The organism is Streptomyces sp. NBC_00876, from assembly GCF_045207435.1.
In the GTDB taxonomy this organism is placed as follows: domain Bacteria; phylum Actinomycetota; class Actinomycetes; order Streptomycetales; family Streptomycetaceae; genus Streptomyces.
In genome coordinates, this window is record NZ_CP108800.1 from 2,856,081 (window position 1) to 2,879,379 (window position 23,299).

Consider the following 23,299-nt stretch of genomic DNA (forward strand, 5'->3'; position numbering starts at 1 on the left):
CGCATGGCACGGGATTACGACAGCCAACTGCTGGAATCGGTAGGAGTACGCCGGCGCAGGATGCGGGACGCGCTCCTGTTCGGCACCCAGCGCACGCGGCGAACGGCGGACGAACGGCTCGGGAAGGTGTTCGCGGGGATCGCCATCACGGCGGTGCTGTGCGCGGGTTGTATCGGATGGTCCTTCCTCCAGCACACCCTGGACAAGCAGAAGGCCGAGCAGGAGAAGCAGCAGCGGCAGGCGCAGCAGTACGGGCAGCCCACGCAATCGCCCTCATCCTCGCCCTCGGCGGCCGCCACGGTCTCGCCGACACCCGCGCCCGGCACGGCGAAGCGGCCGTAGCCGGAGCGGTATCGGTAGTTGGAGCGGTATCGGTGGCCGTGAGCCGTTTCGGTGGCCCGTATCCGTATCCGTTCCCGTAGCCGCATCCGCATCCGCATCCGCACTCGTACCAGTAGCCGCATCCGTAGCCGCAGGATTCGCCGCCGACGGGATTCGGCCGAGTCCGGCCGGATTCCGGAAGAACACAGCGTTCACATTTGCCCAATTGGCCCGAAATTCCAGAAAATCGCGATGATAGGTTTTCTTAAGTGGCGAGTACAGCAATGACTTCCCGGGCGGAAATGAGCCGGGTGACCCTGGTCGGTGAGCGGCGACGGGCCGACATCGTGCTGCCCTCCGATACCGCTATCGGACAACTTCTGCCGGATATCCTGCAGTTGCTGGACGACCGGGCCGCATCGCGCCCGCTGACCCGGCAATTGATCACCTCCGACGGCTCGGCGCTGCCGCACGACAGCACTCTCGCCTCGGCGGGTATCGGCGACGGCGCCGTGCTCCGGCTCGTACGGACCCACGCCGCACCGCCCGCGCCGGTCGTCCACGACGTCACGGACCAGGTGGCCGACAGCCTCGATCTGCAGGCCTGGCGCTGGCGTCCGGCCGCGCGACGGGCCGGTGCGGGGGCGACCGCGGTGACCTTCGCGGTGATCGCCGCGCTGCTCGCCCGCCGCGAGGTTCCGCTCGCGGCACTCGCCGGCGTCCTGGCGGCGGTCACCGTCGCCCTGCTGGTGGCCGGTGCGCTCGTCGCGCGGCTCGGACGGGGCAATCGCGGTCTGGCGACCGCGCTCCTGCTCGTCGCCACCGGGCTCGGCGTCCTCACGGCCTGGACCGCCGCGGACGCGCACGACTGGTCAGGGGCGCTGCGGCTGGCGGCCGTGGCGGGTTCCGCCGCCCTGTCGCTGGCGCTGCTCGGCCTCTTCTCGCCGTTGGGCCGCGGCGGCCTCATCGGCGCCCTGGCCACGGCCGCCGTGACCGTGGTCTGGGAGGGCGTTGCCGCCGTCGAGTCGGATCCGGCCAGGCTCGGTGCCGTCATGGCCGTGTTCTCCGTGGTCCTGCTCGGCATGCTGCCCCGGATCGCCCTGATGACGTCGGGCCTCACCGCACTCGACGACCGGCGCTCGGGCGGTGTGTCCGTCAGCCGTCACGACGTGGGCAACGCGCTGGCCGCCACGCACCGAGGGCTCGCCCTCGCGACGCTCGCCACCTCGGTGTCGGCGGCCGCCGCCGGCTGGCTCCTCACGTTGGCCGACCGGCCGACGGTGTGGACCGTGCTGCTGCCGTCGCTCGTCGCGGTGGTGCTCCTGTCGCGGGCGCGGGCGTTCCCGCTGGTCGCCGAGGTGGCCGCGCTCTTCGCCGCCGCCGCGGTCCTCGTCGTGCGGCTGGTGATGCTGTGGATGGATCAGGCCGGGGGCGCCGGCCCCCTCGCGGTGCTGGGCGCGGCAGCGCTGCTGCCGCTGCTCGCCCTCTCGGTCGAGCCGCCCGAGCACGTGCGGGTCCGGCTGCGGCGCTCGGCCGATCTGGTCGAGTCCATCGGCGTGGTGGGGCTCTTCCCGCTCACCGTCGGCGTGTTCGGCATGTACGGGCAGCTGCTCAACAAGTTCTGACGACCGACACCACATGCGCGGGCGCTCCGGCGGGGCATCGAAGCAGAGAAGAAGGGCAGACATGCCGAACGCGGACAACTGGCAGGGCGACGTGCTGCGTGACCTGAGGGGCGCAGCCGCCCCGCAGGGCGCAGCAGCCGGCACCGGCACCGGCACCGGAGGACAGACGGCCACAGCGCCCGCCCCGGCCCAGGCCCCGCAGGCACAGGGGTCACCGCAGGCACAGGGGTCACCGCAAGCGCAGGGGTCACCGCAAGCGCAGGGGTCACCGCAGGCACAGGTTCAGGCCCCGCAAGCGCAGGACCCGCATCCGCAGGGGAGGCCGCAGGCCCCGGCGCAGCCCCCGGTGAAGGCCCCGGCGCAGCCCCCGTCGCAGGGGCACCCCCAGCCCCAACCGCGCTCCCAACCGCACCCCCAGGCACACCCACACCCCCAGCCCCGCAATCCGGGGCAGCGACCGCCCCAGGCGCCCGCGCGGCCCCCGTACCCGGCGAGTGCCGGGTCCTTCGAGGCGCCCGATTCACGGCCCGTCGTGGACGGGGAGCTGGCCGCCGCGGCCCGCCGGCCGCAGCGGGGCGAGCCGGTCGCCGTACGGGCCTCGCGCGCACTGCGCCGCATCGTCTCCTCGTCGGCGGCGCGCGAGGTCGCCGAGGTCACCCGTACCGCCGAGGTGCTTCAGCAGCCGATCACGACCGGGCGGCAGATCGCCGTCACGTCCATCCGGGGCGGCGCGGGCAAGACGACGGTCGCCGCGCTGCTCGGCACGGCGTACGCGCACTACCGCCAGGACCCGGTCCTGCTCGTCGAGGCCGACCCGGCGCTCGGTTCACTGCCGTTGCGGCTGGGCGCCGAGACCCTGCGCTGGACCACGGCCGACCTGGCGGACATCGTGCAGCCGCAGATGTCGCTGCTCGACGTCACCGGCTACCTCGTCCAGCTCCCCGACAACGCCTGGCTGCTGCCCGGCAGCCAGGGCCGGATCGGGGCGATGCTGGACGCCTCGACATATGAACGGGTCATGGTGGCGCTGCGGCGCTACTTCGGCGTGACGGTCGTCGACTGCGAGACGCTGCCCGCGGAGGTCGCCCGGGTCGCCCTCTCGGCCGCCCAGGCCCGGGTGCTGACCGCCCCCGCCACGCTGGACGGCGTCACGAGCACGTACGCGGTGCTGCAGTGGCTGCAGGGGCTGCCCCGCCACATCATCGAGGGGACCGTGGTCGTGCTGACCGGCACGGTGGAGCGGCCCGGCATCGATGTGGACGCTGCCGCCGAACGCCTCCGGTCCACCGGTGCGAGCGTCCACGTCCTGCCCCACGACCGGCATCTGGCGGCCGGCGGGGCCCTGCGCACCGAGCTGCTCGCCCGGCCGACGCGGCTGGCGGCCACCCGGCTGGCGGCCGAGGTCTTCCAGCTCTCCCAGAAGCGCCGGTGACCCCGATGCCGAGCACCAGCAGGAACCACGAGCCGACCGTGAACACCGGACGAGGCCGATGAGTACCCGACTGATCCACCGCCCCGCCCGGACCACCCGCCCGCCGGCCGCGTCCGCGTCCCGGACCATCGAGGCGCCACCCAACCTGCCCGAGGGCAAGGCGGGCAACATCGCGATGTCGCTGCTGCCGGTCGCCGGGGTCATGTCGTCCGTCGTGATGATGACGGTCGTACGCAACAGCCAGTTCGCCGGGCTCGGCGCGATCATCCTCGTGGTCACCGTCATCGGCTCCGCGGCCCTGCTGTTCTCGCAGCGCGGCAAGGCCCAGCGCACGCGCCGCACCCAGCGCGAGGCGTATCTGGCCTATGTGGAGGACCTGCGGGAGGAGTTGTCGGCCGAGGAGCGCGAGAGGCGCGAGCGGGCCGATGTGCTGAACCCGTCGCCGTACGCCCTGTACGACATCGTGCGCGACCCGGCCCGTCTGTGGGAGCGGCGCAGGGTCGACGACGACTTCCTGCGGGTACGGGTCGGTACCGGCGAGATGCCGGTGCGCGACCTCCGGATCGCCGAGCAGGGTTCGTCCGTCCTCACCCCGCCCGACCTGTTCATGCTGAACGAGGCATCGGCCCTGGCGAACCGGTTCCGCAACGGCACCGAACTGCCGCTGACCGTGCCGCTCGACCGGGCCGGCAACATCAGTGTGATCGGGCCCCGCGAGGACTGCCTGCGGGTCGTCCGCGCCCTGCTCGTCCAGGCCGCCGCCCTGCACGCACCCGACGACGTGGCCATCGCCGTCGCGGCACCGGGCGAGCGCATCACGGACTGGGAATGGGCCAAGTGGCTGCCGCACCTGCTCGACACCGAGCAGTTCGACGGCCCGGTCGCCGCCCGCCGCATCGCACCCTCCGCGCCCCAGCTGGCCCGCCGGCTCGGTGCCGAGCTGCGCCGCCGGGCCTCGTACGCCGCCGAGGTCCGCCGCGGGCTGGCGGGCCGGGACGCGCTGTCCATGAACTCCAGGCTGCTCGTGGTCACCGACGGGCACGGCGAGGACGCCGTCGACCTGCCGCGCCCCGACGACGCGGTCGGGCTGCGCGAGATGGGCGTCACCGTGGTGCACCTGCTCGAACAGCGGGTTCAGGAACCGGGACACGTCAACGTACGCATCACCGTCGCGGGCACCGACGTGACCATCGAGGACCTGCGGGAGGCGGAACCCGTCCAGGCCCACGGCACGGTGGACGAGGTCGGCACCCCGTTCGCCGAGGGCCTGGCCCGGATGCTCGCGCCGCTGCGGCTGTCCGCCGAGTCCCTGGTGGACGCCCCGCTGTCCGGTCCGGTCGAGTTCGCCGCGATGCTCGGCATCGACGACGTGGCCCGGCTCGACCTGGAGCGGTTGTGGGCGCCGCGCGGGGAGCGGGCCTTCCTGCGCGTCCCGATCGGCATCAGCGACTCCCACGAGCCGGTGCTCCTGGACCTCAAGGAGTCCTCCGAGCTGGGCATGGGCCCGCACGGGCTGTGCGTGGGCGCCACCGGTTCGGGGAAGTCGGAGCTGCTGCGGACCCTGGTGCTGGGCCTGGCCGCCACCCATCCGCCCGAGGACCTCGCGCTCGTCCTGGTCGACTACAAGGGCGGCGCCACCTTCGCGCCGTTCGCGGACCTGCCGCACGTCGCGGGCGTCATCACCAACCTGGAGAACCAGGCGGGTCTGGTCGAGCGGGTCCACTCCTCGCTCGCCGGTGAGGTCAAGCGCCGCCAGCAGGCCCTGAAGGACGCGGGCAACGTCGCCGACATCGGGGACTACGCGGCCCTGCGCGCACAGAAGCGGCCGGATCTGGACCCGCTGCCGCATCTGTTCGTCGTGATCGACGAGTTCGGCGAACTGCTCACCGCCAAGCCGGACTTCATCGACCTGTTCCTCTCCATAGGCCGGATCGGGCGCTCCATCGGCGTCCATCTGCTGCTCTCCAGCCAGCGCATCGAGGGCGGCAAGCTGAAGGGCCTGGAGACCTACCTCTCCTACCGGCTCGGACTGCGCACCTTCTCCGCCGACGAGTCGCGCACGGTTCTGGACACCACCGACGCGTTCCACCTGCCGCCGCTGCCCGGCTTCGGCTACCTCAAGGTCGACACCAGCCACTACGCCCGGTTCAAGGCGGGATACGTCTCGGGCGGCTACCGCGGACCCGCCCGGCGCGCCGAGGAGGAGGAGACCGGGCCGCTCGCACTGGAGTACGAGGCGTTCAACACCCTGGCCGGACCGGAGGGCGCGCAGCAGGCGCAGGAGCCCGCGTCGCGCCGCCGCGAGACCGGGCCGACCGAACTCGGGATCATGGTCGACCAGTTGACCGGCGCGGCCCCCGGGGTGCGCAGCATCTGGCTGCCCCCGCTGCCCTCCGCAGTCGCCCTGGACACGGTCGCGGGACCGCTGGACGTCGGCCCGCGCGGCATGCGCCTGGCCGGGGCGCGCGCGGGCGGCGGGCGTACCGGTGCGCGGCGGCAGGGCCCGCTCCTGGTGCCGCTCGGCCTGCTGGACGACCCGGCCAAGCAGTGGCAGGGGCAGTGGTTCCTGGACCTCACGGTGGCCGGCGGCCACGCGGCCGTGATCGGCGGCCCGCAGTCCGGCAAGACGACGCTCCTGCGCACGCTCGTGCTCTCCCTCGCACTGACCCACACCCCGCAGGAGGTCGGCGTCTACGGACTCGACCTGGTCGGCGGCGGCCTCCAGGCACTGGCGGAGCTGCCCCATGTGGGAGGGGTCGCGGGCCGCGCCGACCGGGAGCGGGCGGCGCGCACCGTCGAGGAGGTCCGCGCGATGCTCGCCGTGCGCGAGGACCTCTTCCGCGAGCACGGCATCGACTCGGTCGAGCAGTTGCGCACCCTGCACGCGGCGGGGAGGCTGCCGCAGCTGGCGTCGGCCGAGATCCTGCTCGTCATCGACGGATTCGGCGCGCTGCGCGACGACTTCGACGATCTGGACGACGCGATCGCGGACATCCTCAAGCGCGGTGGCGGTTACGGCATCCACGTCGTCGCGGGCATGCTGCGCTGGAACGACGTACGCATCGCCGTCCAGTCCAACTTCGGCACCCGCGTCGAGCTGCGGCTGAACGATCCCGGCGAGTCGAGCATCGACCGCAAGCTCGCGGCGACCCTGTCGCCCGACGAGCCCGGCCGGATCCTCACCGACGGGAAGCTGTTCGCCCAGGTCGCCCTCCCTCGCACGGACGGGGCCACCGACACGGCGGACCTGGGTGCGGTGCTGGAGCGCGCGGCCCGTACGGTCCGCGCCACATGGCACGGCGAAGTCGCCCAGCCCGTACGGGTGCTGCCGCACATCCTGGAGCCGGAGCTGCTGCCCGGTCCGGTCGCGGAGCCGCGGCGGGTCCCCGTCGGACTCGACCAGTCGGCCCTGGCCCCCGTCCTGCTCGACCTGTTCCGGCACGACCAGCACCTGCTGGTGATGGGGGACAGCGAGTGCGGCAAGACGAACCTGTTGCGTACGGTCGCGCGCGGGCTCGTCGACCGCTACGGCGAGGACGATCTGGTGTTCGCGGTGATGGATCCCAGGCGTTCCCTGCGGGGCGTGGTCCCGGAGGAGTTCAACGGCGGCTACGCGTACAACTCCAAACTGTGTGCCGGCCTTTCGGCCGGGATAGCCACCGAGCTGGAGAAGCGGCTGCCCGACGAGAACGCCCGTCTGGAGGACCTGGAGCCGGGCAGCTGGGGCAACGGCCCGCGCATCGTGGTCCTGGTCGACGACTACGACGTACTGACGACCGCGGGCCAGTCGCCGCTGGCCGCGTTCCTCCCGTACATCCCGTCGGCGGTCGACATCGGCCTCCACTTCGTGCTGACACGGCGCGTGGCCGGTGCGTCGCGCGGCATGTACGAACCGCTGGTGCAGGGCCTGCGCGAGTCGGGCGCCTCGGCGCTGCTGATGTCCGGCGACCGGAGCGAGGGGCAGCTCTTTCCGGGGGTGTACGCGTCCCAACAGGCGCCGGGCCGGGGCGTGTTCATCCAGCGGGGCCGCCCGAACCGGCTGATCCAGACGGTGTACGAGGCCGGGTAGGACCGCCAGGACCGCACCACCGCCAACACCTCCAACACCTCCAACACCTCTGCCACTACTACCGCTACCGCTACCGCCGAACGACGAAGGACCGGACGACTCCATGACGAAGGACGTCATCGCGCTCACCCCCCGGATGCCCGATCCGTGGAGCGTGCTCGCGGGCCTGCTGTCCGGCGGCCCGGACAAGCTGATGGGCGCGCACGGCGAGGGCGCCGTGGTGCAGCTCTGCGACGCGCAGGGACGCCCGCTCGTCTCGGTCGAGGCGCCGCTGCTGGTCGCCGTGGAGGGCGAGGCGGAGCGGCTGCTCGGGGCGGCGGCGCCGCCGGTCCCGTACTGGTGGACGGAGGCCCGCGCCACCACGGGGGTAGCGGAGGCGGAGCAGCTCGCGGGTACGTTCGCGACCCGGCTCACCGCACTGGTGGGCGGCTCCGCATGGCCGCCGGACGCCGTCGGCTCGCTCGCCGTGGTGCCGGGCGACGGGGTGGGCGTCGCCCCGGCGCCGGCCGCCGCGCAGCCCGCCGTGGACGTGCTCACCGAGAAGGTGGCCGTGGTCATCCAGGACCGCCCGGTGGTGGCGATGACGGCCTGGCTCGCCGACGCCCACCGGGCGGCGGCCGAGGCGGGTCTCGGCCTCCAGATCGTCAGCCCGGCAGGCACCACGCTGTCCCCCGCCGTACGCGACAGCCTGGGCGGATGGCCGTCGCGCTGGATCGTCCAGGACGAGCGGGACGGGTACTTCGACGGTCTGACGGGCGCCGTACTGCGCTGGCAGGACGGCATGTTCGCGCCGCCGGCATCCCCCGACACCACGGAGGACGACCCCGATACCCCGGTGGCGGCATCCTTCCGGGAGGTCACGGACACGGGCGAACGCCAGCTCGGCCTCACCTTCCGCACGGTCCACCCGGCGGACGAGCGGCTGGTGCTCGGCGGTGCCCTGGAGACGGTGTGGCGGGAGCTGACCGGGGCTCCCCCGGCCGGCTGGGGCACCTCGGAACCCGCCAACCTCCCTTGGTCCCTGCGCCAGTTGACCGACCTGGCCCACCGCAGGGCGCCGGAACCGACGTGGCTCGTCGTGGTCGGCAGCCCGGACCGGCCGGCCGTCGCCTCCGTACGCATCACCCGCACAGAGGCGGGAGTCGAGGAGCACGTCACGATGGCGTTCGGCTACGGAAGCGGCGAGGAGTGTCCGGTGGACGCCCTGCCCGCCCTCGCCGAGGCCCTCGCCACCCGCCACCGCCTCCAGTCGATGCTCGTACAACTTCGCAAAGCGCGCCGGGACATGGCGGTGCCGGCGCGCTTCGAGGGGCCGGGCGTTCCGCTGGCCTTCGTACTCGGAGCGGAGGAGGTCCGCGCCCTGCCCGGTGACCGCGCCCGCCGCACACCGCTGCCGGCGGCGCCCATCCCGCTCGGCCCGAAAACCCGCCCCGCGCTGTACTACCCGCTGCCGGGCGACCCGTCGGACCTGACGGGCTGGGTGGACTTCGAGTGCCTGATGCGCCACCTCAAGGGCGCCGGATGAGCGCTCCCGATGTCATGGGTTGGTCACAACGACAACTTGTCCGATTGCAGATTGCAGTAGCGACGCGCGAGTTGATAGACATGGATCCGAACATGGATACATCCATTCGAGTGGGTGGGGGAAACTGATGAAGTTCGACATGGGGGCCTCGGTCCTTTCGACGCTGATGTCGAAGTCGCAGAGTTCCAGCACGGATCTGGGTTCGCTGATCCGGCAGCTGATCTCGGCGGCGGAGCCCCTGGAGGGCAAGTTCCACGGGGCGGGCAGGGTCGCGTTCGACGACTTCAAGAACCGCTCGGACGAGATCACCGCGGCGTTGAACTCTTCGCTGTCCGGGATCCTGGGCGGCCAGTCCGGGATGGACGCGGCGTTCGGCTCGGGTGACCAGGAGCAGGGCGAGAACGCGAAGACGCAGATGGCGTCGGCCAACTTCGACGCGGCACGGTTCGCGGGCCGCTGAACCGGCCTGCCCGGCGCGCGGGCGGCGGACTTTCGTTTTTCCGACGGGGAGTGATGGGTGATGGCAGGAAACGCGGGCGGCATGGACCGGCGTGCGTACGACACGGGCGCCTCCACCGAGGTCCAGGGCAACATCCAGGTGGTGATCGCCCAGCTGGAGCTGGTGATCACGGCCCGGGACACACAGGTGAAGGCGGCGATGAGCGACTTCGCGGCCGACGGCGTGGCGGACGAGTACCACGGCAAGGAACTGCGGTGGAACACGACCTCGCAGGAGGTCAAGAACATCATCCAGCTGCTGCGTTCGACGCTGGAGAAGAACGACGGCACCGCGCAGCAGACGCTGGCGCGCGCGAAGGCAGCGGTCGACAACATCGGCTGAGCGGGAAGTTCGCGGGGCCGCCCACCGGATGAATCGTTTCTCCCGGCGGGCGGCGGCAAGCCGGAACCTCGGCACGGACACGGACACAGGCACGGTCACGGGCACGGGCACAGGTATGGGCACGGGCACAGGTATGGGCACGGGGGCATCGGTGACGGCGTGGGACATCAAACCGCAGGGCGTACAGGGCCGGCTCAAGGTGGTCGGCACGCACGCCGGTGACCTGGAGAAGGCACTGAACTCGATGGTCACCGCCCTGTCGGACGCCGCGACGACGGCGGGCACGGCGATACCGGGCACGGTGGCGTCGTTGCCGGTGGCCGGTCCGGTGGCGCCCGGGGCGGAGCCGTTGTCGCATCCCACGCTGGGGCCCGTCGCGGCGGCGCTGGGCACGTACATGACGGCGCGGAAGCCGCAGCTGAAGTCGATGTCGGAGCGCATCCAGGCGGCCGTCATCGGCGCGGCCACAGCGACGAACGAGTACGTGGAAGGCGACCTGGACGCGGCCAAGCAGGCCCAGGACGCCGCCAGGTCCGTCCGCCTGGACCTGCTCAAGGACATGAGGGCCGGCAAGTGAGCAAGGACGAGGCGGTCACCCCGTCAGGAATCCCGGTCTTCACCGGCAACCTGGCCGCGCTGGACGCCAGTGTGACCACCCTGACCAAAAGCGCCGAGGCGATCTCCACGGCCGCCGGTGACGTCCACAGCAGCTTCGGCGGCCTCCAGGCGTTCTACAAGGCACCCGAGGCCGACCAGTTGTTCGCCACGACGAAACCGGTCGCGGACCGCGGTACCTCACTGAAGTCGGACCTGACCACGATCACCGGCGCGCTGAGCACCTACTCGGGCGACGCCTACCCGCTGGTCGAGAAACTGAAGCAGCTCAAGCGCGATGCCGAGGCCTTCGTCGTCCAGATCAAGGACGACGACAAGTGGCGCGAGGACGGCGACCTGGTCGACGAGAACAACCACCGCCACGACGAGATCGCCGAGACCTGGGCAGCGTTCCAGGACGTGGAGCGGGCCTGCTACGACAAGATCGTCGCGCTGGTCGACGGCCCTCCCCTGAAGGTCGACGACGGCTCCGGCAAGAAGGGCACCTACGGCTACGACGCCGAGGCCCTCAAGCAGGCCAAGGGCCTGCCCTGGGGCGACCCGGTCGAGGAGTCCAAGCCCTGGTGGCACCTCCACGAGCACGCCTGGGACTTCTTCAAGGGCTTCGTCGTCGACGGTGTCTGGGGCACGATCAAGGGCCTGGGCACGCTGGTCGGCGTCGACGGCTGGGACGCGGCCAAGCAGGCCTGGACGGGGCTGGGCCAGCTCGCCACGGGACTCGCGATCAGCTCCATGCCGATAGGCGTCGCGTTCTGGGCGACGCCGGAGGACCAGCTCCCCTCCTGGCTGCGCGATTCGCGCCGGGCGGTGAAGGAGACCGGCAAGGCGCTGGTGGCCTGGGACCAGTGGGGCGAGAACCCGTCGCGCGCCGCGGGCGCGGTGACGTTCAACGTCGTGACGACCGTCTTCACCGGCGGCGCGGGCACCGCGGCCTCCGGCACCGGAAAGGCCGCCCTCGCGGCGAAGGCCCTGTCCACCGCGGGCAAGGTGGGCCGGTTCGTCGACCCGATGACGTACGTCTTCAAGGGCGCGGGCATGGGCCTGACGAAGGCCGGCGATGTCCTGGCGGGGCTGAAGGGGCTGGGTCACATCGAGGTCCCCGCCCTTCCGGAGGGCGCGATCACCCTTCCGGAGGGCGCGTTCAAACTCCCCGACGGCACGCTGCACCTGCCGGAGGGCGCGGCCGTCCCGGAAGGCGCGTTCGAGGTCCCGAGCCGCGCGGTCAAACTCCCGGACGGTGCCGAGATCCCCGCAGGGGCGACCGACCTGGGCGACGGCGTGGTCCGCCTCCCCGAAGGCATGGCACCCCCGGCCGGCTCCCTCTCCATCCCCGAAGGCGCCCTCAAACTGCCCGACGGCACGACCGCCCTCCCCGAGGGCGTGATCAAGGGCGCGGACGAGCACGGCAACACCGTCTACCTGGACCCCCAGTCCAACCTCTTGAAGGAGGACGGCACCCTCCTCCAACACCACAGCGCCGCACGGCAGGAGCTCCCGGCTGCCGGAGCGGACACCCCGTCCACCCGGACCCCGTCCCCCGAACCGGTACTGGTCGGCGCCCGCACCGGCAGCGATGCGGACGGCCTGATCCGGATGGGCGACGACCTGGGGGGTGTGGGGCGGATTGGCGACGACCTGGACGATGCGGGCCGGGTCGGCGACGACGCCACCGGTGCGAACAGGACCCCGGGCGGGGCGGCGAACAACCTGCCAGTGGGCTCGGCGGGACACCACATGCCGAGCAACAGCCTGGACGGCGGCGGGCCGGGCGGCCACCACCCGACGAACAACCTCGACGGTGGAGGGCCCGGCGGGGGCCATGCCGACCTCGGGCCCTCCGGCGGCCACGACTCGCCCGGCAACGCAGGCGACGCCACGGCCGGCGCTGAACCTGCTGGCGGTACGACGGCTCCGCCGATGCATCAGGCAGACGGAGGCGCCGCCGCAGGTAACGGTGGGAGTGCCGCCGAGCGAGAACTGACCGCCGCCGAGCGGAAGAAGTTGCAGGACAGGCATGTGTGGTTGGCCAACAACAACGACGTGTGGCGCGATGCTCACTACCGAAGCGACGGCCATCGCTGGAACAAGAACGTCAAGGTCGACGGCGTTGAGCTACCCATCCTCAAGAAGGACGCCAACGGCAATCTGGTAGCCAAGTACGACCTGCCGCACGGTCCTTCGGAGATCAAGCACAGCCGAACACCACTCAAGCCTGACTCCGCTGATCCCAGGCACCTCCCACAGCTTGACAAGGCAGCAAAGAACAGCAGGGTGAGCGTGGATCTCACCAACGCGGAGAGGGAATTCAAAGAAGACCCGTCACCCCAGAACCGCGACAACCTTGACGCGGCGACCGATGCCTACCGCGATCAATTGGCCGATATCCCCAACAACAGCAAGCACTCGGAGAGGCTCGGCGAGAAGGCATCCCGGCTCCACACCATCCCCAAGATCTTCCCGACAGCCAAATACGTTGACCTCCCCAGAACGCCAAACGGCGCCAACATGCTTGACGATCTATACGAGATCGGCGATGACGGCAGTTATCTCGTCGTTGAGCAAAAGGGGCCGAAGGCGGGTCTGAACCCTCCTCGCCTAGGTGCCGGCCCAGCCGCAAACATGATGGTCAAGCAAGGGACGAGACCATACCTGGAAACAATTTTCCATGAGATGTGGAAGCGAGGCGGCAAGGACAGGGAGCTGGCAGAGAAGCTATTCGATGCCCTTGAGGACAGAAAACTGCAGTATGTTCTGGTAAAGGGCAAGGAGAGCTCGGGCTCCTACGACGGCTCCGTGCTTGAGTACTTCGATATCTACTAGAGGAGAGAAACCAGTGGTCACGAGCGTTCCCCGCCATGACTTCCCTGTAGAGGTTGCCCAGGAGGACATGGCTTCGCTCACCGAGAGCACCAATCGGGTCCTCGATCGGCTTGAAGTATCGGAGATGTCCCGCTCCCGGGCCCTTGACTGCTGCTTGACCGTGGCCATGTCGCGCTGTGCCGACGATCCCCAGGGCGAGAAGATCGAGACCTGGGAGGCGTGGGTCACAGCCATGCAGGTCGGCTCCGCCCTGTTCGATTCGGCCACTGCGACAGAAGGGGTGCTGCCCTGTCGCATCGGTCCCGCCGGCGAGATGAGGCAACTCCCCGCAACCGGACCGACCTCCTACACACACGCCGGATCGTGGCTCACTTCGGTCTACCTGGCCACGATCTGCCGCGAGGAGGAGCGCCTCGACCGTCTCATGCAGGTGCCGGTGTCGTTTCTCCGTGAATCCGGGGCAGTGTTCGACGAGTACGTCTATGAATGGGTCGAAGCTCTGCAGAACTACTGGGCACGCCGCTCAAGCGACATGTGGAGCAGTCTGATCGCCGCAATCAGTCACGCCACCCCTGAGACCACCCGGATCGCCGACAAGGAGACGCTCCTGAAAATCCTTTACCCGCCGCTTGAACTATTCCAGCTTTACAACCGCGGGGAGGCTGACAAATTCAATTCATCACTGACCGAGTTCCTCCAATGGCACAAGCAGTATTGGACCGCGGACGAGGCGCGATCCTTGAGCAGTGACGGTTTGGTTGCTCTCGCCCCACTCGCCATCGCATCCATGGCCTTCGACAACGACTTCGCGATCGAGGTCGAATCCGACTACATGCCAAAAGAGCTGCTGCAGTTCGGCTGGTCTGGTGAAATCGACACCTGAGTACCGCCAGAGGTCATCAAGACTCGCAAGGATCTTCATCCCGAGACATACAGGAACACCGGGACGCCGCGGAGTTCCTGCCTCTTGAGCTCCTACTTGCGCGGTGCCGACAGGACGCGTGACGGGACCGCAGACAACGCGCCAGGCGGCTCAGCGGGCGGACGACTGAACCTGCTTGGCAATCGACGCCGACTTTTCCCTCGAGGTCGAGTCGGACCACATGCCCGCGCACCTGATGAAGGCAACGCGGGTTGGAGAGTTCCCCACCTGACGAACTACCCAGTGGGGCCTGCCCTGATGGACCGCCCAGGAGGCCTTCTTGTCTGTGACCATCCCTCGCCATGGCCTGCCTGGGCCGGACGATGCGGACTTCGCGCGAGCCCTGACTCAAGAGACCGTTGATGAGATCTGCTCTATCGAGCAGTCCCCGCGCATGATCGACGCACTGTGGGACTCCGTGCGGACGTGCGTCCAGGCCCGCTCGACGATCGATCCCACGTGCTCAGGGATCGAAACCTGGGAAGCCGTGGTCAACGCCATGCAAGCCGGATCCGCGATCTTCCGGACCGCGACTGCCACCGAGGGCACGGTGAAGTGCCGCATCCATCACGAGATGCGCACACTGCCCGCCACCGGTCCCCGGACCTTCATCAACGCACCGGCGTGGATCGATGCCTTCTGGTTCGCCGTCATCTGCCGCGATCAGGAGCGGATGACGGAACTGTGCGAGGTGCCGATGGATGTGCTGCGCGCCTCCGGTGCCCAGCACGACGAGTACCTCTATCACTGAGCGTTTTCAGCGTTGCCTCTCCAGGGTGAGGACGGCTTTGGTGATGACGCTCATGCGGTTGGGGCTGATGCGGGATCTGCGGAAGATCTGCCATGACTTCAGCCGTGCCATGCCGCGCTCGACGGGTGCGCGGGCTGCGGACAGGGCCCGGTTCTTGGTGCGTTCGCTGAGGGCGAGTTCGCCGCATGGCGGTCGGCGCTTTGCGGTGGTGACCCAGTCGCCGGCACCGATGTAGGCCATGTCGGCGAGGATCGGGATGCCTTGGCGTTCGCAGATCCGGAGGATCTTGTGGGTGCGGGCGGCGGTCAGGTCGTGGGTGCGGCCCGGCAGTGCTGGCGGCAGCCACAGGATCTTCCCGGTCGGGTCGGTGACGACCTGCACGTTCACGCCGTGCCGCTTGTGTTTTGTCGAGTAGTCGGCCCTGCCGTCTGCGACGCGGTCGCACTCGGTGAGCGTGCCGTCCAGGAGAACGAAGTCCGGATCGTGCGTGCGCAGCGTCTTCAGCAGGCCCGGGGCCTGTGCGGCAAGCAGGCCGGTGACCGCGGTGACGTAGGCGTGGGCGGTGCCGACGGATATCCCGAAGGCTCCCACGATGCCGGCGAGAGTGTCGTGACGGCGCAAGTACACGAGTGCGACCAGCGCGCGACAGTGCGGCGGAAGCTTGCACCGTCGGCCACCCTCCCGGGTGACGATGAGCATCGTGACCCACTCGACCAAGGCGTGCGGCAGGTCGAGTGCGGCAGGGTAGGGCACCAACAGGGCTCCTGTGCTGCCAAGTTGAGACGTCGAACACCTCCCTCAACGACACGGGAGCTCTGTCCGTTGCGCCCCGACCTCACACCGTCCTCGTCACCCGATCAGCGGCCACTTCCGATGACGAGTACTACCCGCCAGCGACCGTGTCGCCGTACGTCGTCCGCCGCCCCGCACGTACGAGCCCCCGGCATGCCCCTGTGGACGCCCCTTTGGTGCCCGGTCGCCGAAACTCCGCAAAAGTTGCTGGTCAGCGCAAAAGATGCAGGGACACGGTGCATTCGACCTGCTCCGCCATCGCGTCCTCCTGCCCTAACGGACACCCGGCGTCGGGACAGAGCCGCTCGTTTGACAGACCACTCTCCGGCACCCGCCGGGGGCTTCGTCGTACTACCGGGACGATGTCGTCCATACCGCCGGGCCCGCGAGACTCTTGGAATCACCCCGAGGCATCCTTATGCAATTGCCCAGTATGGGCGTCGACATAAGTTTCACTCGTGGACTCGTCTTTCGATCCTCGGACTATCGCCTGCACGATGTACTCGGGGTTCCAATGTCCGTCGCGGAGGGATGCCTTGAGGACGTTGGCGTGGAAATCCAATTCCTCAGTATGGGCCATGGAGTTTTTAGCGATGCTGATTGCCTGGGTGCGGGTGACCTTGATGGACGGTAGGCCGCTAAGGTGCGCCGGCCCTCTTGATACGAGCAGTTGGCTGATGCGGCCGGCTGTGTTGATCTGCACGTCGAGCATGGCCGGCATCAGGACGCCGTGATCCAGCACACGCCAGGACACCATCCAGCCGAGCTTGCCGTCGGCGACGGGCACCGCCGTAACGTGATTTGCAGTACTCACCCACGGATAGTGGTCTTTGGCGTACTGCGTGGCCAACTTCCTTGCTTCCGCGAGATCCATTCGGGGGTGCTCGCGGCCGTCGATGGAGATTGATCGACTGGTGGGTTTGTCGCTCCACTCGAACATCGCTGAGAGGTTGAGCTTTGACGGCCAGGACAGGTCCGCGTCGACCTTCGGACTGGAGAAGTGAACAGCACCGCGCCTTAGTCCCGGATCCGGCGAGTACTGAAGCCGCCCGTCCCCCATGTTCTTGAACTTGTCGCCGAACGCCTCGACGAGGGCGTCGCGCATGGCGTCGGCCTGCTGGTTCGAACCGGACTGCACGCTGGTGGCGTCGACCGCAGTAAAAGTGATGTTTGACGCCGCAACAACGATGACCGCGACACCGGCCAGAGCCGCCACCGCTGTGGGGGTGCGCTCCTTGAGAACCGGCTTCAGCTCCAGACAGCGGGCCCGGGCCACAAGCCACGCCAAGGCCACGCCGAGCAGGCCGCCCAGGATGTTCATCTCGGCATCAGAGCTGTCACACAACCGCGAGAACGCGTTCACCGAAGCCTGGGCGACCTCGACCACGCATGGCCCCAGGACGACCCCCGTGATCGTCAAGAGCCGGCGTCGCGACGCGAGCAGTCCCAGGAACCCGAGAGGGACGGTCATCAGACCGTTCAGCAGGCCCTGCGTCGTCCGGAACGGTTCCCAGATCTGGTGGTTGAGCGTGCACTCACGGCTGGCCTCGCCGCTCCCGGAAAGAAACAGAGTCACTCCCAGGACAATCGCGAGACAGAGAGTGAAAGCAGCGGGTATAAGCGCTGGAGCCTGCCGATTCTTTCGCCACACAAAAACAATGAACGCAAGTGCCGCCGAAACGAGTGCAAGCAGTGCGACAAACTCGCCCTTGCCCTGAAATATTGCTTGGAACACGCTGTTACTCTCGCTAGAGGGGCCCGCCTCCTCCGCAGAAGGCGGGCTCCCTTCGTCATCCTTTGGGTGCGGTCAGCAGTGAGCGGAAGGCGTCTGGAACAGGCCCTGCCCACTGACGCTCATGACACCGGTAGTTGTGGAACACACGTTGTCGTACGACGTGCTCCAGGTCTTGGTCTTGGTCGTTCCGGACACCTGCGACACCGTCGAACCGTAGTGCGTCGTGCCGCCCTGGACGTAGCCCAGCTTCATCGTGATGGCACTTCCGCTGGACTTGACATACCAGGTCTTGATCTCACCAGTCCCACTGGTCGGGTGCCACTCCTGGTGAAACAGAGCCCCGCTGGAAAGCGAGGTGCAGCGCGAGTTCACGCCGCCGTACCAGCCGTCACTCGGGCAGCCAGCCGTCAGGACGGCGGCCTCTCCGTTCGCACCCGAAACGGTGTCCGCCTGAGCGACTCCGGAAGCACTCCAGACGGACAGTACCAAAGCCGGAACGGCCAGAGTCTTGACGAGCGTAGAATGCACAATAACCCCTCATATTTACGGAGGGGAACGGCAGGAAACCGCCATCTCGCGCATACCGTGCGCGATCGGCGGCAAACAGGACCCTCCCTGGCTGCAAACTGGGATCGACCCAGCCGGATGATCATAGGCATTTGCAGGATTCAATGTGCAGGTGTTTTTAGCCGGTAACTGGCTCGATAAAGCTTGACGCCAGGGATTGGTTCGAAATTCAAGTCCTGATTACTGGGAATTATGCCCTATGGTCCAGCATAAGGGACGTGGTGGGGCGTAGTGGGATATCAAGAGATCCGGAAACCGGCTTATTCTTGGCAGTGAGCGTTTTCGGCGTTGCCACTGGTCGGGTGACGGGGCGGTCTGCGATCGGAGTGCGCAACGGACAGGGCTCCCGTGCCGTTGCGGGAGGTGTTCGACGTCTCAACTCAACTACGCAGGAGCCCTGTTGGTTCCGTATCCTGCCGCACTCGACCTGCCTCACGCCTTGGTCGAGTGGGTCACGATGCTCATCGTCACCCGTGAAGGTGACCGCCGGTGCAAACTCCCGCCGCACCGGTGTGCGCTGATCGCACTCGTGTACCTGCGCCGCCACGACACCCTCGCCCGTATCGCCTCGGCCTTCGGGATATCGGTCGGCACCGCCCATGCCTACGTCACCGCGGTCACCGGGCTGCTCGCCGAGCAGGCACCGGGCCTGCTGAAGACGCTACGCGCTCACGATCCGGACTTCGTTCTCCTGGACGGCACGCTCGCGGAGTGCGACCGCGTCGGTGACGGCAGGGCCGACTACTCCTCGAAGCACAAGCGGCACGGGGTGAACGTGCAGGTCGTCACAGACCCCGGCGGAGGGATCCTCTGGCTGTCGCCGGCATTGCCGGGCCGGACCCACGATCTGACAGCCGCCCGCACCCACAAGATCCTTCGGATCTGTGCGCGGCAGGGCGTCCCGATCCTCGCCGACATGGCCTACATCGGCGCCGGCGACTGGGTCACCACCGCCAAGCGCCGACCGCCAGGCGGCGAACTCACCACCACCGAGCAGACCGCGAACCGGGCCCTGTCCGCAGCCCGTGTACCCGTCGAACGAGGCATGGCACGACTGAAGTCATGGCAGATCTTCCGCAGATCCCGTATCAGCCCCAACCGCATGAGCGTCATCGCCAAAGCCGTCCTCACCCTGGAGAGGCAACGCTGAAAACGCTCACTGGGTAGCCACACTGCAGGCGTACTGGCTGCGCCAGCAGCCCAGAATGGTCGAGGCCCTCACCGCAGCCTTCCAGAGCTCCCACCCGGACGTGACCGAAATCGCTCCGCGGGACTGGCTGCAGAACATCTCGTACCCGCCGATCAACCTCTTCTACCAGTTCGTCAAACATGACCACGACGGCTTCAACGCCGCCCTGGCAGAGGCGCTCGAACTCCATAAGAAATACTGGACTCGAGACGAAGACCGCGCGGAAGACATCAAGGGACTATGGGCCATCGGCCCGCTGGCCATCGCCTGCCTCGCCTACGACGGCGACTTCCCCATCGACGTCGAATCCGAGTACCTCCCCAAGCACCTCCTCCAGCGCAGCTGGGTCGTAGAGTTCCCCGTCTGAGAACTCCCCGGCCCCGTACCGCACTTCACCCGGAGATACGCCCTACGCCGCAGCCGGCGAGCGCTCGAAGCGGGTGTGGCGCCACCTGTAGAGGTTCCTTATGTAGATCACCACGAACGCGAACGAAAGGGCGATCATGCCCCACTGTTCGGTGACCATTCCATAGGCGACCCAGACCCCCTGGCTAATGATTCCGTAGGCCCAGCCGACGCGGGGATTGATCCCCGCCACCCACAGTCCGATGATCGATACCGCTGCCGCTGCCCAGGACCACCATGCCGCGCTCATATCCGCTCCTCGATTTCGACGCTCAGTTCAGATGTGGGGTGACAGGCAGGTCTGGTGCTCGGTGAGGGGCATAACCCGGATATGTGGTACTCACCGGTCGAACTCTTCAGCATGTAGCTGTCTCCGATTCAGCTCTTGGGCACCCCTGTGGCTGCTCCGGCGGCAGCGCGGAGCCCACGGGGGTGTGATTGCTTGCCCTGAGGGCAGGTTGATGTCTCGCGCCGGTGCGCGAGTGATTGGCAGGGAGAGGGAAAGAAGTCGGCGGTCAGGTCGCCGCGGAGGCGCGCGAACCGGTTACTTCCAGTCGGCCAGCGGCGTGTCGAAGATCAGCTTCGTCCGGTCGGCCGGGAGCGGGATGTCGTTCACTTCCACCGCTCGGCCGGTCGTCGAGTACGTGATCTTGCGGACCCTGATCATCGGCACCGAGGGCGGGACGTCCTGCAACTCCGCCTCCTCGTCGGTCGCCGTGGACGCCGTCACGTGGTCCTCGATCCGGCCGACCTCGATGCCCAGCATGTAGAGCTGGTGCTGTGAACCGCCCGGCCAGGGCTCGTTGCTCTCGTCGAACAGGTCGGGGTTCTGCTTCGCGAGGTCGTACGGGATGTACGAGACACCGGTGACCGCCCCGGCCCCCTTGAGCGGATGGCGGACGCCGACGCGCCGCAGCACGCTGGCCCCCGGCTCGATGCCCAGCGCCTCGGCAATATCGGCCGAGCACTTGACCACGTCGGCCTTCAGCGTGTCCCGGTGCAGGGACGCCAGGGAGGCGCCGGTGTCCAGCTCCGAGACTCCGGTCTGACGGCGCTCGTCCTCGGACTTGAGGACAAGGTCCTTCTCGGCCTGATAGCGCGTGTTCCGGCGCACCGTCTGCTGCGGCGCGACCCGCACCCAGGTCTTGCCCCCGATCCTTCCCGACAGCAGGCCTCGCTCCTTGAGCACCTGCACCGCACGCGACGCGGTGTTCGGTGCGACTCCGAACTGCTTCGCGAGCTCGGAGACCGTGGGCAGTTGATCGCCGGGGCTCAGCTCCGTCTTGATCTTCTCGGTCAGCACTTCGGCCAGTTCGAGGTACTTCCCCACGTTCACCATGCCGGAAGCATTGCACACCTCGACTCACTTTGAAAGGTGCAACGTAAGTTGAAAATGCCATGCGTCTTGCGTTCAAGCAGGCCCGCCCGGCTCGGGCGGACCTGCTCGGGCGGACCTGCCGCGCTCAGAGGCTCACTCCTCCCGCAGCGGCACCTCCCGCATCAGCCAGGCCACCAGGAAGATCGCGGCCCCGAGCAGCGCGGCGCCGGCCAGCACCCCGTGCAGGCCGTCCGTGACCGCTGTCCGTACCGCGTCGCGGACCTCGTCCGGCATCCCCCGCACCGCCTCGGGAGTCCACGCCGTACCGCCGTCGGGCATTCCGCTCGAGTGGAGGCGGCTCGTGTAGACGGCACCGAGCACCGCGATGCCGAGTGAACTCCCGATCGTGCGGACGAGGGTGGCGGCTCCCGTGGCGGCGCCCATGTCGCGCGCTGTCGCGCTGTTCATGGTGATGAGCAGCGTGCTCTGCATCAGCAGGCCCATGCCCACGCCCAGTACGAGGGTCAGCGCGGAGGTCACCGCCGTGGGGGTGGTGGTGTCCGTCGTCAGCAGCATGAGCGCGCCCACGGTCGTCAGCGCGCCGCCGACGATGGGGTAGGGGCGGTAGCGGCCGCCGTTGGCGAGCAGCCGCCCGAGCAGGAGTTGCGCGGCGAACATCCCCGCCATCAGCGGGAGCAGCAGCATGCCGCTGGCCGTCGAGGACGCGCCGCGTACGAACTGCATGTACTGCGGCAGGTAGGTGGAAGCTCCGAGCATGGCGGCGCCCACCAGGAACGTGAGTATCTGCGCGAGCGTGAAGTTGCGGTCGGCGAACAGCCGGGGCGGGATGACCGGTTCGGCGGCGCGCCGCTCCACCCGGACGAACCAGGCCAGGGCGATGGCCCCGGTCAGTGCCAGGCCGATGATCTGCGGTGACGACCAGGCGTACGTCGTACCGCCCCAGCTGCCGAGCAGGGTGAGGGCCAGGATGGCCGCGCTGAGCAGGCCCGCCCCCGCGTAGTCGATCCGCGCGTCGACCCGCTCGGTGCGCAGGCGCAGGCGCAGGCCGATGACGAGCAGGGCGAGCCCGCCGATGGGGACGTTGACGTAGAAGACCCAGCGCCAGTCCAGCTGGTCGGTGAGGAAGCCGCCGAGCAGTGGCCCGCCGACCAGGGCGACGGGCATCATGGCCCCGATCATCGCCTGCGAGCGGCCCGCCTGCGAGGGCGGCAGCATGACGCCGATGATGGAGATGGCGCCGACCATGAGGCCGCCCGCGCCGAGTCCCTGGACGGCGCGGAAGGCGATGAGCTGGCCCATGTCCTGGGCGAGCCCGGAGAGTACGGATCCCACGAGGAACACCGTGATCGACCAGATGAAGCTGCCCTTGCGCCCGTACAGGTCGCCGAGCTTGCCCCAGATGGGGGTGGAGACGGAGGCGGTGAGCAGGTAGGCCGTCACCACCCAGGACAGGTGGTCGAGGCCGCCCAGGTCGCCGACGATCGTGGGCAGTGCGGTGCCGACGATCGTGCCGTCGAGCAGACCGAGCATCAGGCCCAGCAGGAGGCCGAACAGGACGAGTTTCGACGGGCCGCCGCCCTCACCGGCAGGCGGCGGTTCGGCCTTCGGCCCGTTCCGGTCACGGGTGTCGTTCGTGTTCTGAGTCATCGTTTCCCCCGTCCGTGTATCGCGTCGTCAGGCCGCGTACGGGACGGCGGTCCTGGCGTCCCGCAGTGCGTGCGCCCACCAGGCGAGCTGGTCCAGCAGCGCCTTGGCCGCCGCGTCGACCTGGGCGTCTTCGACGGTGCCGTCCGCGGCGAACTGTCCGTAGGCGTTGTGGAAGCTGACCGTGTTGCGGATGGTCGTGGCGTTCAGCTCGGCCATCACGACGCGGAGCTGTTCCACGGCGCGCAGACCGCCGGAGAGGCCGCCGTAGGAGACGAAGGCGACCGGCTTGGCGTGCCACTGCTCGTTGTGCCAGTCGATGGCGTTCTTCAGGGACGCGGGGAAGCTGTGGTTGTACTCCGGGGTGACGAAGACGAACGCGTCGGCCGCCGCCAGGCGCGGTGACACCAGGGCGAGGGCCTCCTCGGTGCCCGGCGCCGGCGGCTGCCCGAACGCGGGCAGGACCGTGGGCAGCGGGGTCTCGGCGAAGTCGACGACATCCACGGTCATGTCGTCGCGCTGGGACAGGTGCCCCTTCAGCCACTGCGTGACGACGGGTGCGAAACGGCCCTCACGAGTGCTGCCGACGACCACGGCGACGCGGAGCTGCGGACGGGTGCTGGACATGGCTTCCCCCTGGAGGCGGTGAGCGGATGCGTGATGTGTACTGCGTATCTCGATGCGTACAACGTACACGTCAGTGTGTA

The 23,299-nt window shown here is 68.8% G+C and carries 20 protein-coding genes; 13 read left to right on the top strand and 7 right to left on the bottom strand.

All coding sequences use genetic code 11. From position 1 onward, the window contains the following. Positions 1-3 precede the first annotated feature (3 nt). From OG782_RS12460 to OG782_RS12510, 11 genes are all read left to right on the top strand, one after another. Complete coding sequence (locus OG782_RS12460) at positions 4-342, top strand: hypothetical protein (RefSeq protein WP_406450284.1); 339 nt, start codon at positions 4-6, stop codon at positions 340-342. A gap of 263 nt (positions 343-605) precedes the next feature. Next, positions 606-1,946 carry a type VII secretion integral membrane protein EccD gene (gene eccD / locus OG782_RS12465; RefSeq protein WP_406459020.1) on the top strand — a complete coding sequence of 447 codons (1,341 nt, stop codon included), beginning with the start codon at positions 606-608 and terminating at the stop codon, positions 1,944-1,946. A gap of 61 nt (positions 1,947-2,007) precedes the next feature. After that, positions 2,008-3,378, top strand: a complete 1,371-nt coding sequence (locus OG782_RS12470) for a hypothetical protein (RefSeq protein ID WP_406450286.1) — start codon at positions 2,008-2,010, stop codon at positions 3,376-3,378. Positions 3,379-3,436: 58 nt separating this feature from the next. Next, positions 3,437-7,447: a type VII secretion protein EccCa gene (gene eccCa / locus OG782_RS12475; RefSeq protein WP_406450288.1), complete on the top strand. Its 4,011-nt coding sequence runs from the start codon at positions 3,437-3,439 to the stop codon at positions 7,445-7,447. Positions 7,448-7,550: 103 nt separating this feature from the next. Next, positions 7,551-8,972, top strand: a complete 1,422-nt coding sequence (locus OG782_RS12480) for a DUF6177 family protein (protein WP_406450290.1) — start codon at positions 7,551-7,553, stop codon at positions 8,970-8,972. Positions 8,973-9,099: 127 nt separating this feature from the next. Continuing rightward, positions 9,100-9,432, top strand: coding sequence for a hypothetical protein (locus tag OG782_RS12485; protein ID WP_406450292.1), 333 nt, complete (start codon positions 9,100-9,102; stop codon positions 9,430-9,432). Between the two features lie 60 nt (positions 9,433-9,492). Then, positions 9,493-9,813 carry a pore-forming ESAT-6 family protein gene (locus tag OG782_RS12490; RefSeq protein WP_406450294.1) on the top strand — a complete coding sequence of 107 codons (321 nt, stop codon included), beginning with the start codon at positions 9,493-9,495 and terminating at the stop codon, positions 9,811-9,813. A 151-nt stretch (positions 9,814-9,964) separates the two neighbouring features. Beyond that, the gene (locus OG782_RS12495; protein ID WP_406459022.1) at positions 9,965-10,390 is read left to right on the top strand and encodes a DUF6507 family protein; all 426 of its coding nucleotides are present in this window, start codon (positions 9,965-9,967) and stop codon (positions 10,388-10,390) included. Beyond that, complete coding sequence (locus tag OG782_RS12500; RefSeq protein WP_406450296.1) at positions 10,387-13,248, top strand: hypothetical protein; 2,862 nt, start codon at positions 10,387-10,389, stop codon at positions 13,246-13,248. Before OG782_RS12495 ends, OG782_RS12500 begins: the two co-directional genes overlap by 4 nt. A 67-nt stretch (positions 13,249-13,315) precedes the next feature. Next, complete coding sequence (locus OG782_RS12505; protein WP_406450298.1) at positions 13,316-14,131, top strand: immunity 49 family protein; 816 nt, start codon at positions 13,316-13,318, stop codon at positions 14,129-14,131. A gap of 325 nt (positions 14,132-14,456) precedes the next feature. After that, positions 14,457-14,921, top strand: a complete 465-nt coding sequence (locus OG782_RS12510; protein ID WP_406459024.1) for an immunity 49 family protein — start codon at positions 14,457-14,459, stop codon at positions 14,919-14,921. Between the two features lie 6 nt (positions 14,922-14,927). Here the strand turns inward: OG782_RS12510 and OG782_RS12515 are convergent, their stop codons facing one another. The 3 genes from OG782_RS12515 to OG782_RS12525 all read right to left on the bottom strand — a co-directional run bounded on the left by OG782_RS12515 (position 14,928) and on the right by OG782_RS12525 (position 17,976). Then, complete coding sequence (locus tag OG782_RS12515) at positions 14,928-15,677, bottom strand: transposase family protein (RefSeq protein WP_406450300.1); 750 nt, start codon at positions 15,675-15,677, stop codon at positions 14,928-14,930. 436 nt (positions 15,678-16,113) lie between these two features. Further along, the gene (locus OG782_RS12520) at positions 16,114-17,448 is read right to left on the bottom strand and encodes a VanZ family protein (RefSeq protein WP_406450302.1); all 1,335 of its coding nucleotides are present in this window, start codon (positions 17,446-17,448) and stop codon (positions 16,114-16,116) included. Between the two features lie 72 nt (positions 17,449-17,520). Beyond that, positions 17,521-17,976: a hypothetical protein gene (locus tag OG782_RS12525; RefSeq protein WP_406450304.1), complete on the bottom strand. Its 456-nt coding sequence runs from the start codon at positions 17,974-17,976 to the stop codon at positions 17,521-17,523. Between the two features lie 439 nt (positions 17,977-18,415). Here OG782_RS12525 and OG782_RS12530 point away from each other — a divergent pair, with 439 nt between their 5' ends. Together OG782_RS12530 and OG782_RS12535 are read left to right on the top strand one after the other, a co-directional pair. After that, the gene (locus OG782_RS12530) at positions 18,416-19,165 is read left to right on the top strand and encodes a transposase family protein (RefSeq protein WP_406450306.1); all 750 of its coding nucleotides are present in this window, start codon (positions 18,416-18,418) and stop codon (positions 19,163-19,165) included. Positions 19,166-19,220: 55 nt separating this feature from the next. Continuing rightward, positions 19,221-19,571, top strand: coding sequence for an immunity 49 family protein (locus tag OG782_RS12535; RefSeq protein ID WP_406450308.1), 351 nt, complete (start codon positions 19,221-19,223; stop codon positions 19,569-19,571). Between the two features lie 42 nt (positions 19,572-19,613). Here OG782_RS12535 and OG782_RS12540 read toward each other — a convergent pair whose 3' ends face one another. The 4 genes from OG782_RS12540 to OG782_RS12555 all read right to left on the bottom strand — a co-directional run bounded on the left by OG782_RS12540 (position 19,614) and on the right by OG782_RS12555 (position 23,219). Further along, on the bottom strand, positions 19,614-19,859 hold the full coding sequence (locus tag OG782_RS12540; RefSeq protein WP_406450310.1) for a hypothetical protein: 246 nt from the start codon (positions 19,857-19,859) through the stop codon (positions 19,614-19,616). Positions 19,860-20,153: 294 nt separating this feature from the next. Further along, positions 20,154-20,948, bottom strand: coding sequence for a GntR family transcriptional regulator (locus tag OG782_RS12545; RefSeq protein ID WP_406450312.1), 795 nt, complete (start codon positions 20,946-20,948; stop codon positions 20,154-20,156). A gap of 132 nt (positions 20,949-21,080) precedes the next feature. After that, on the bottom strand, positions 21,081-22,595 hold the full coding sequence (locus OG782_RS12550) for an MDR family MFS transporter (RefSeq protein ID WP_406450314.1): 1,515 nt from the start codon (positions 22,593-22,595) through the stop codon (positions 21,081-21,083). A gap of 27 nt (positions 22,596-22,622) precedes the next feature. Next, positions 22,623-23,219 carry an NADPH-dependent FMN reductase gene (locus OG782_RS12555; protein WP_406450316.1) on the bottom strand — a complete coding sequence of 199 codons (597 nt, stop codon included), beginning with the start codon at positions 23,217-23,219 and terminating at the stop codon, positions 22,623-22,625. Positions 23,220-23,299 lie beyond the last annotated feature (80 nt).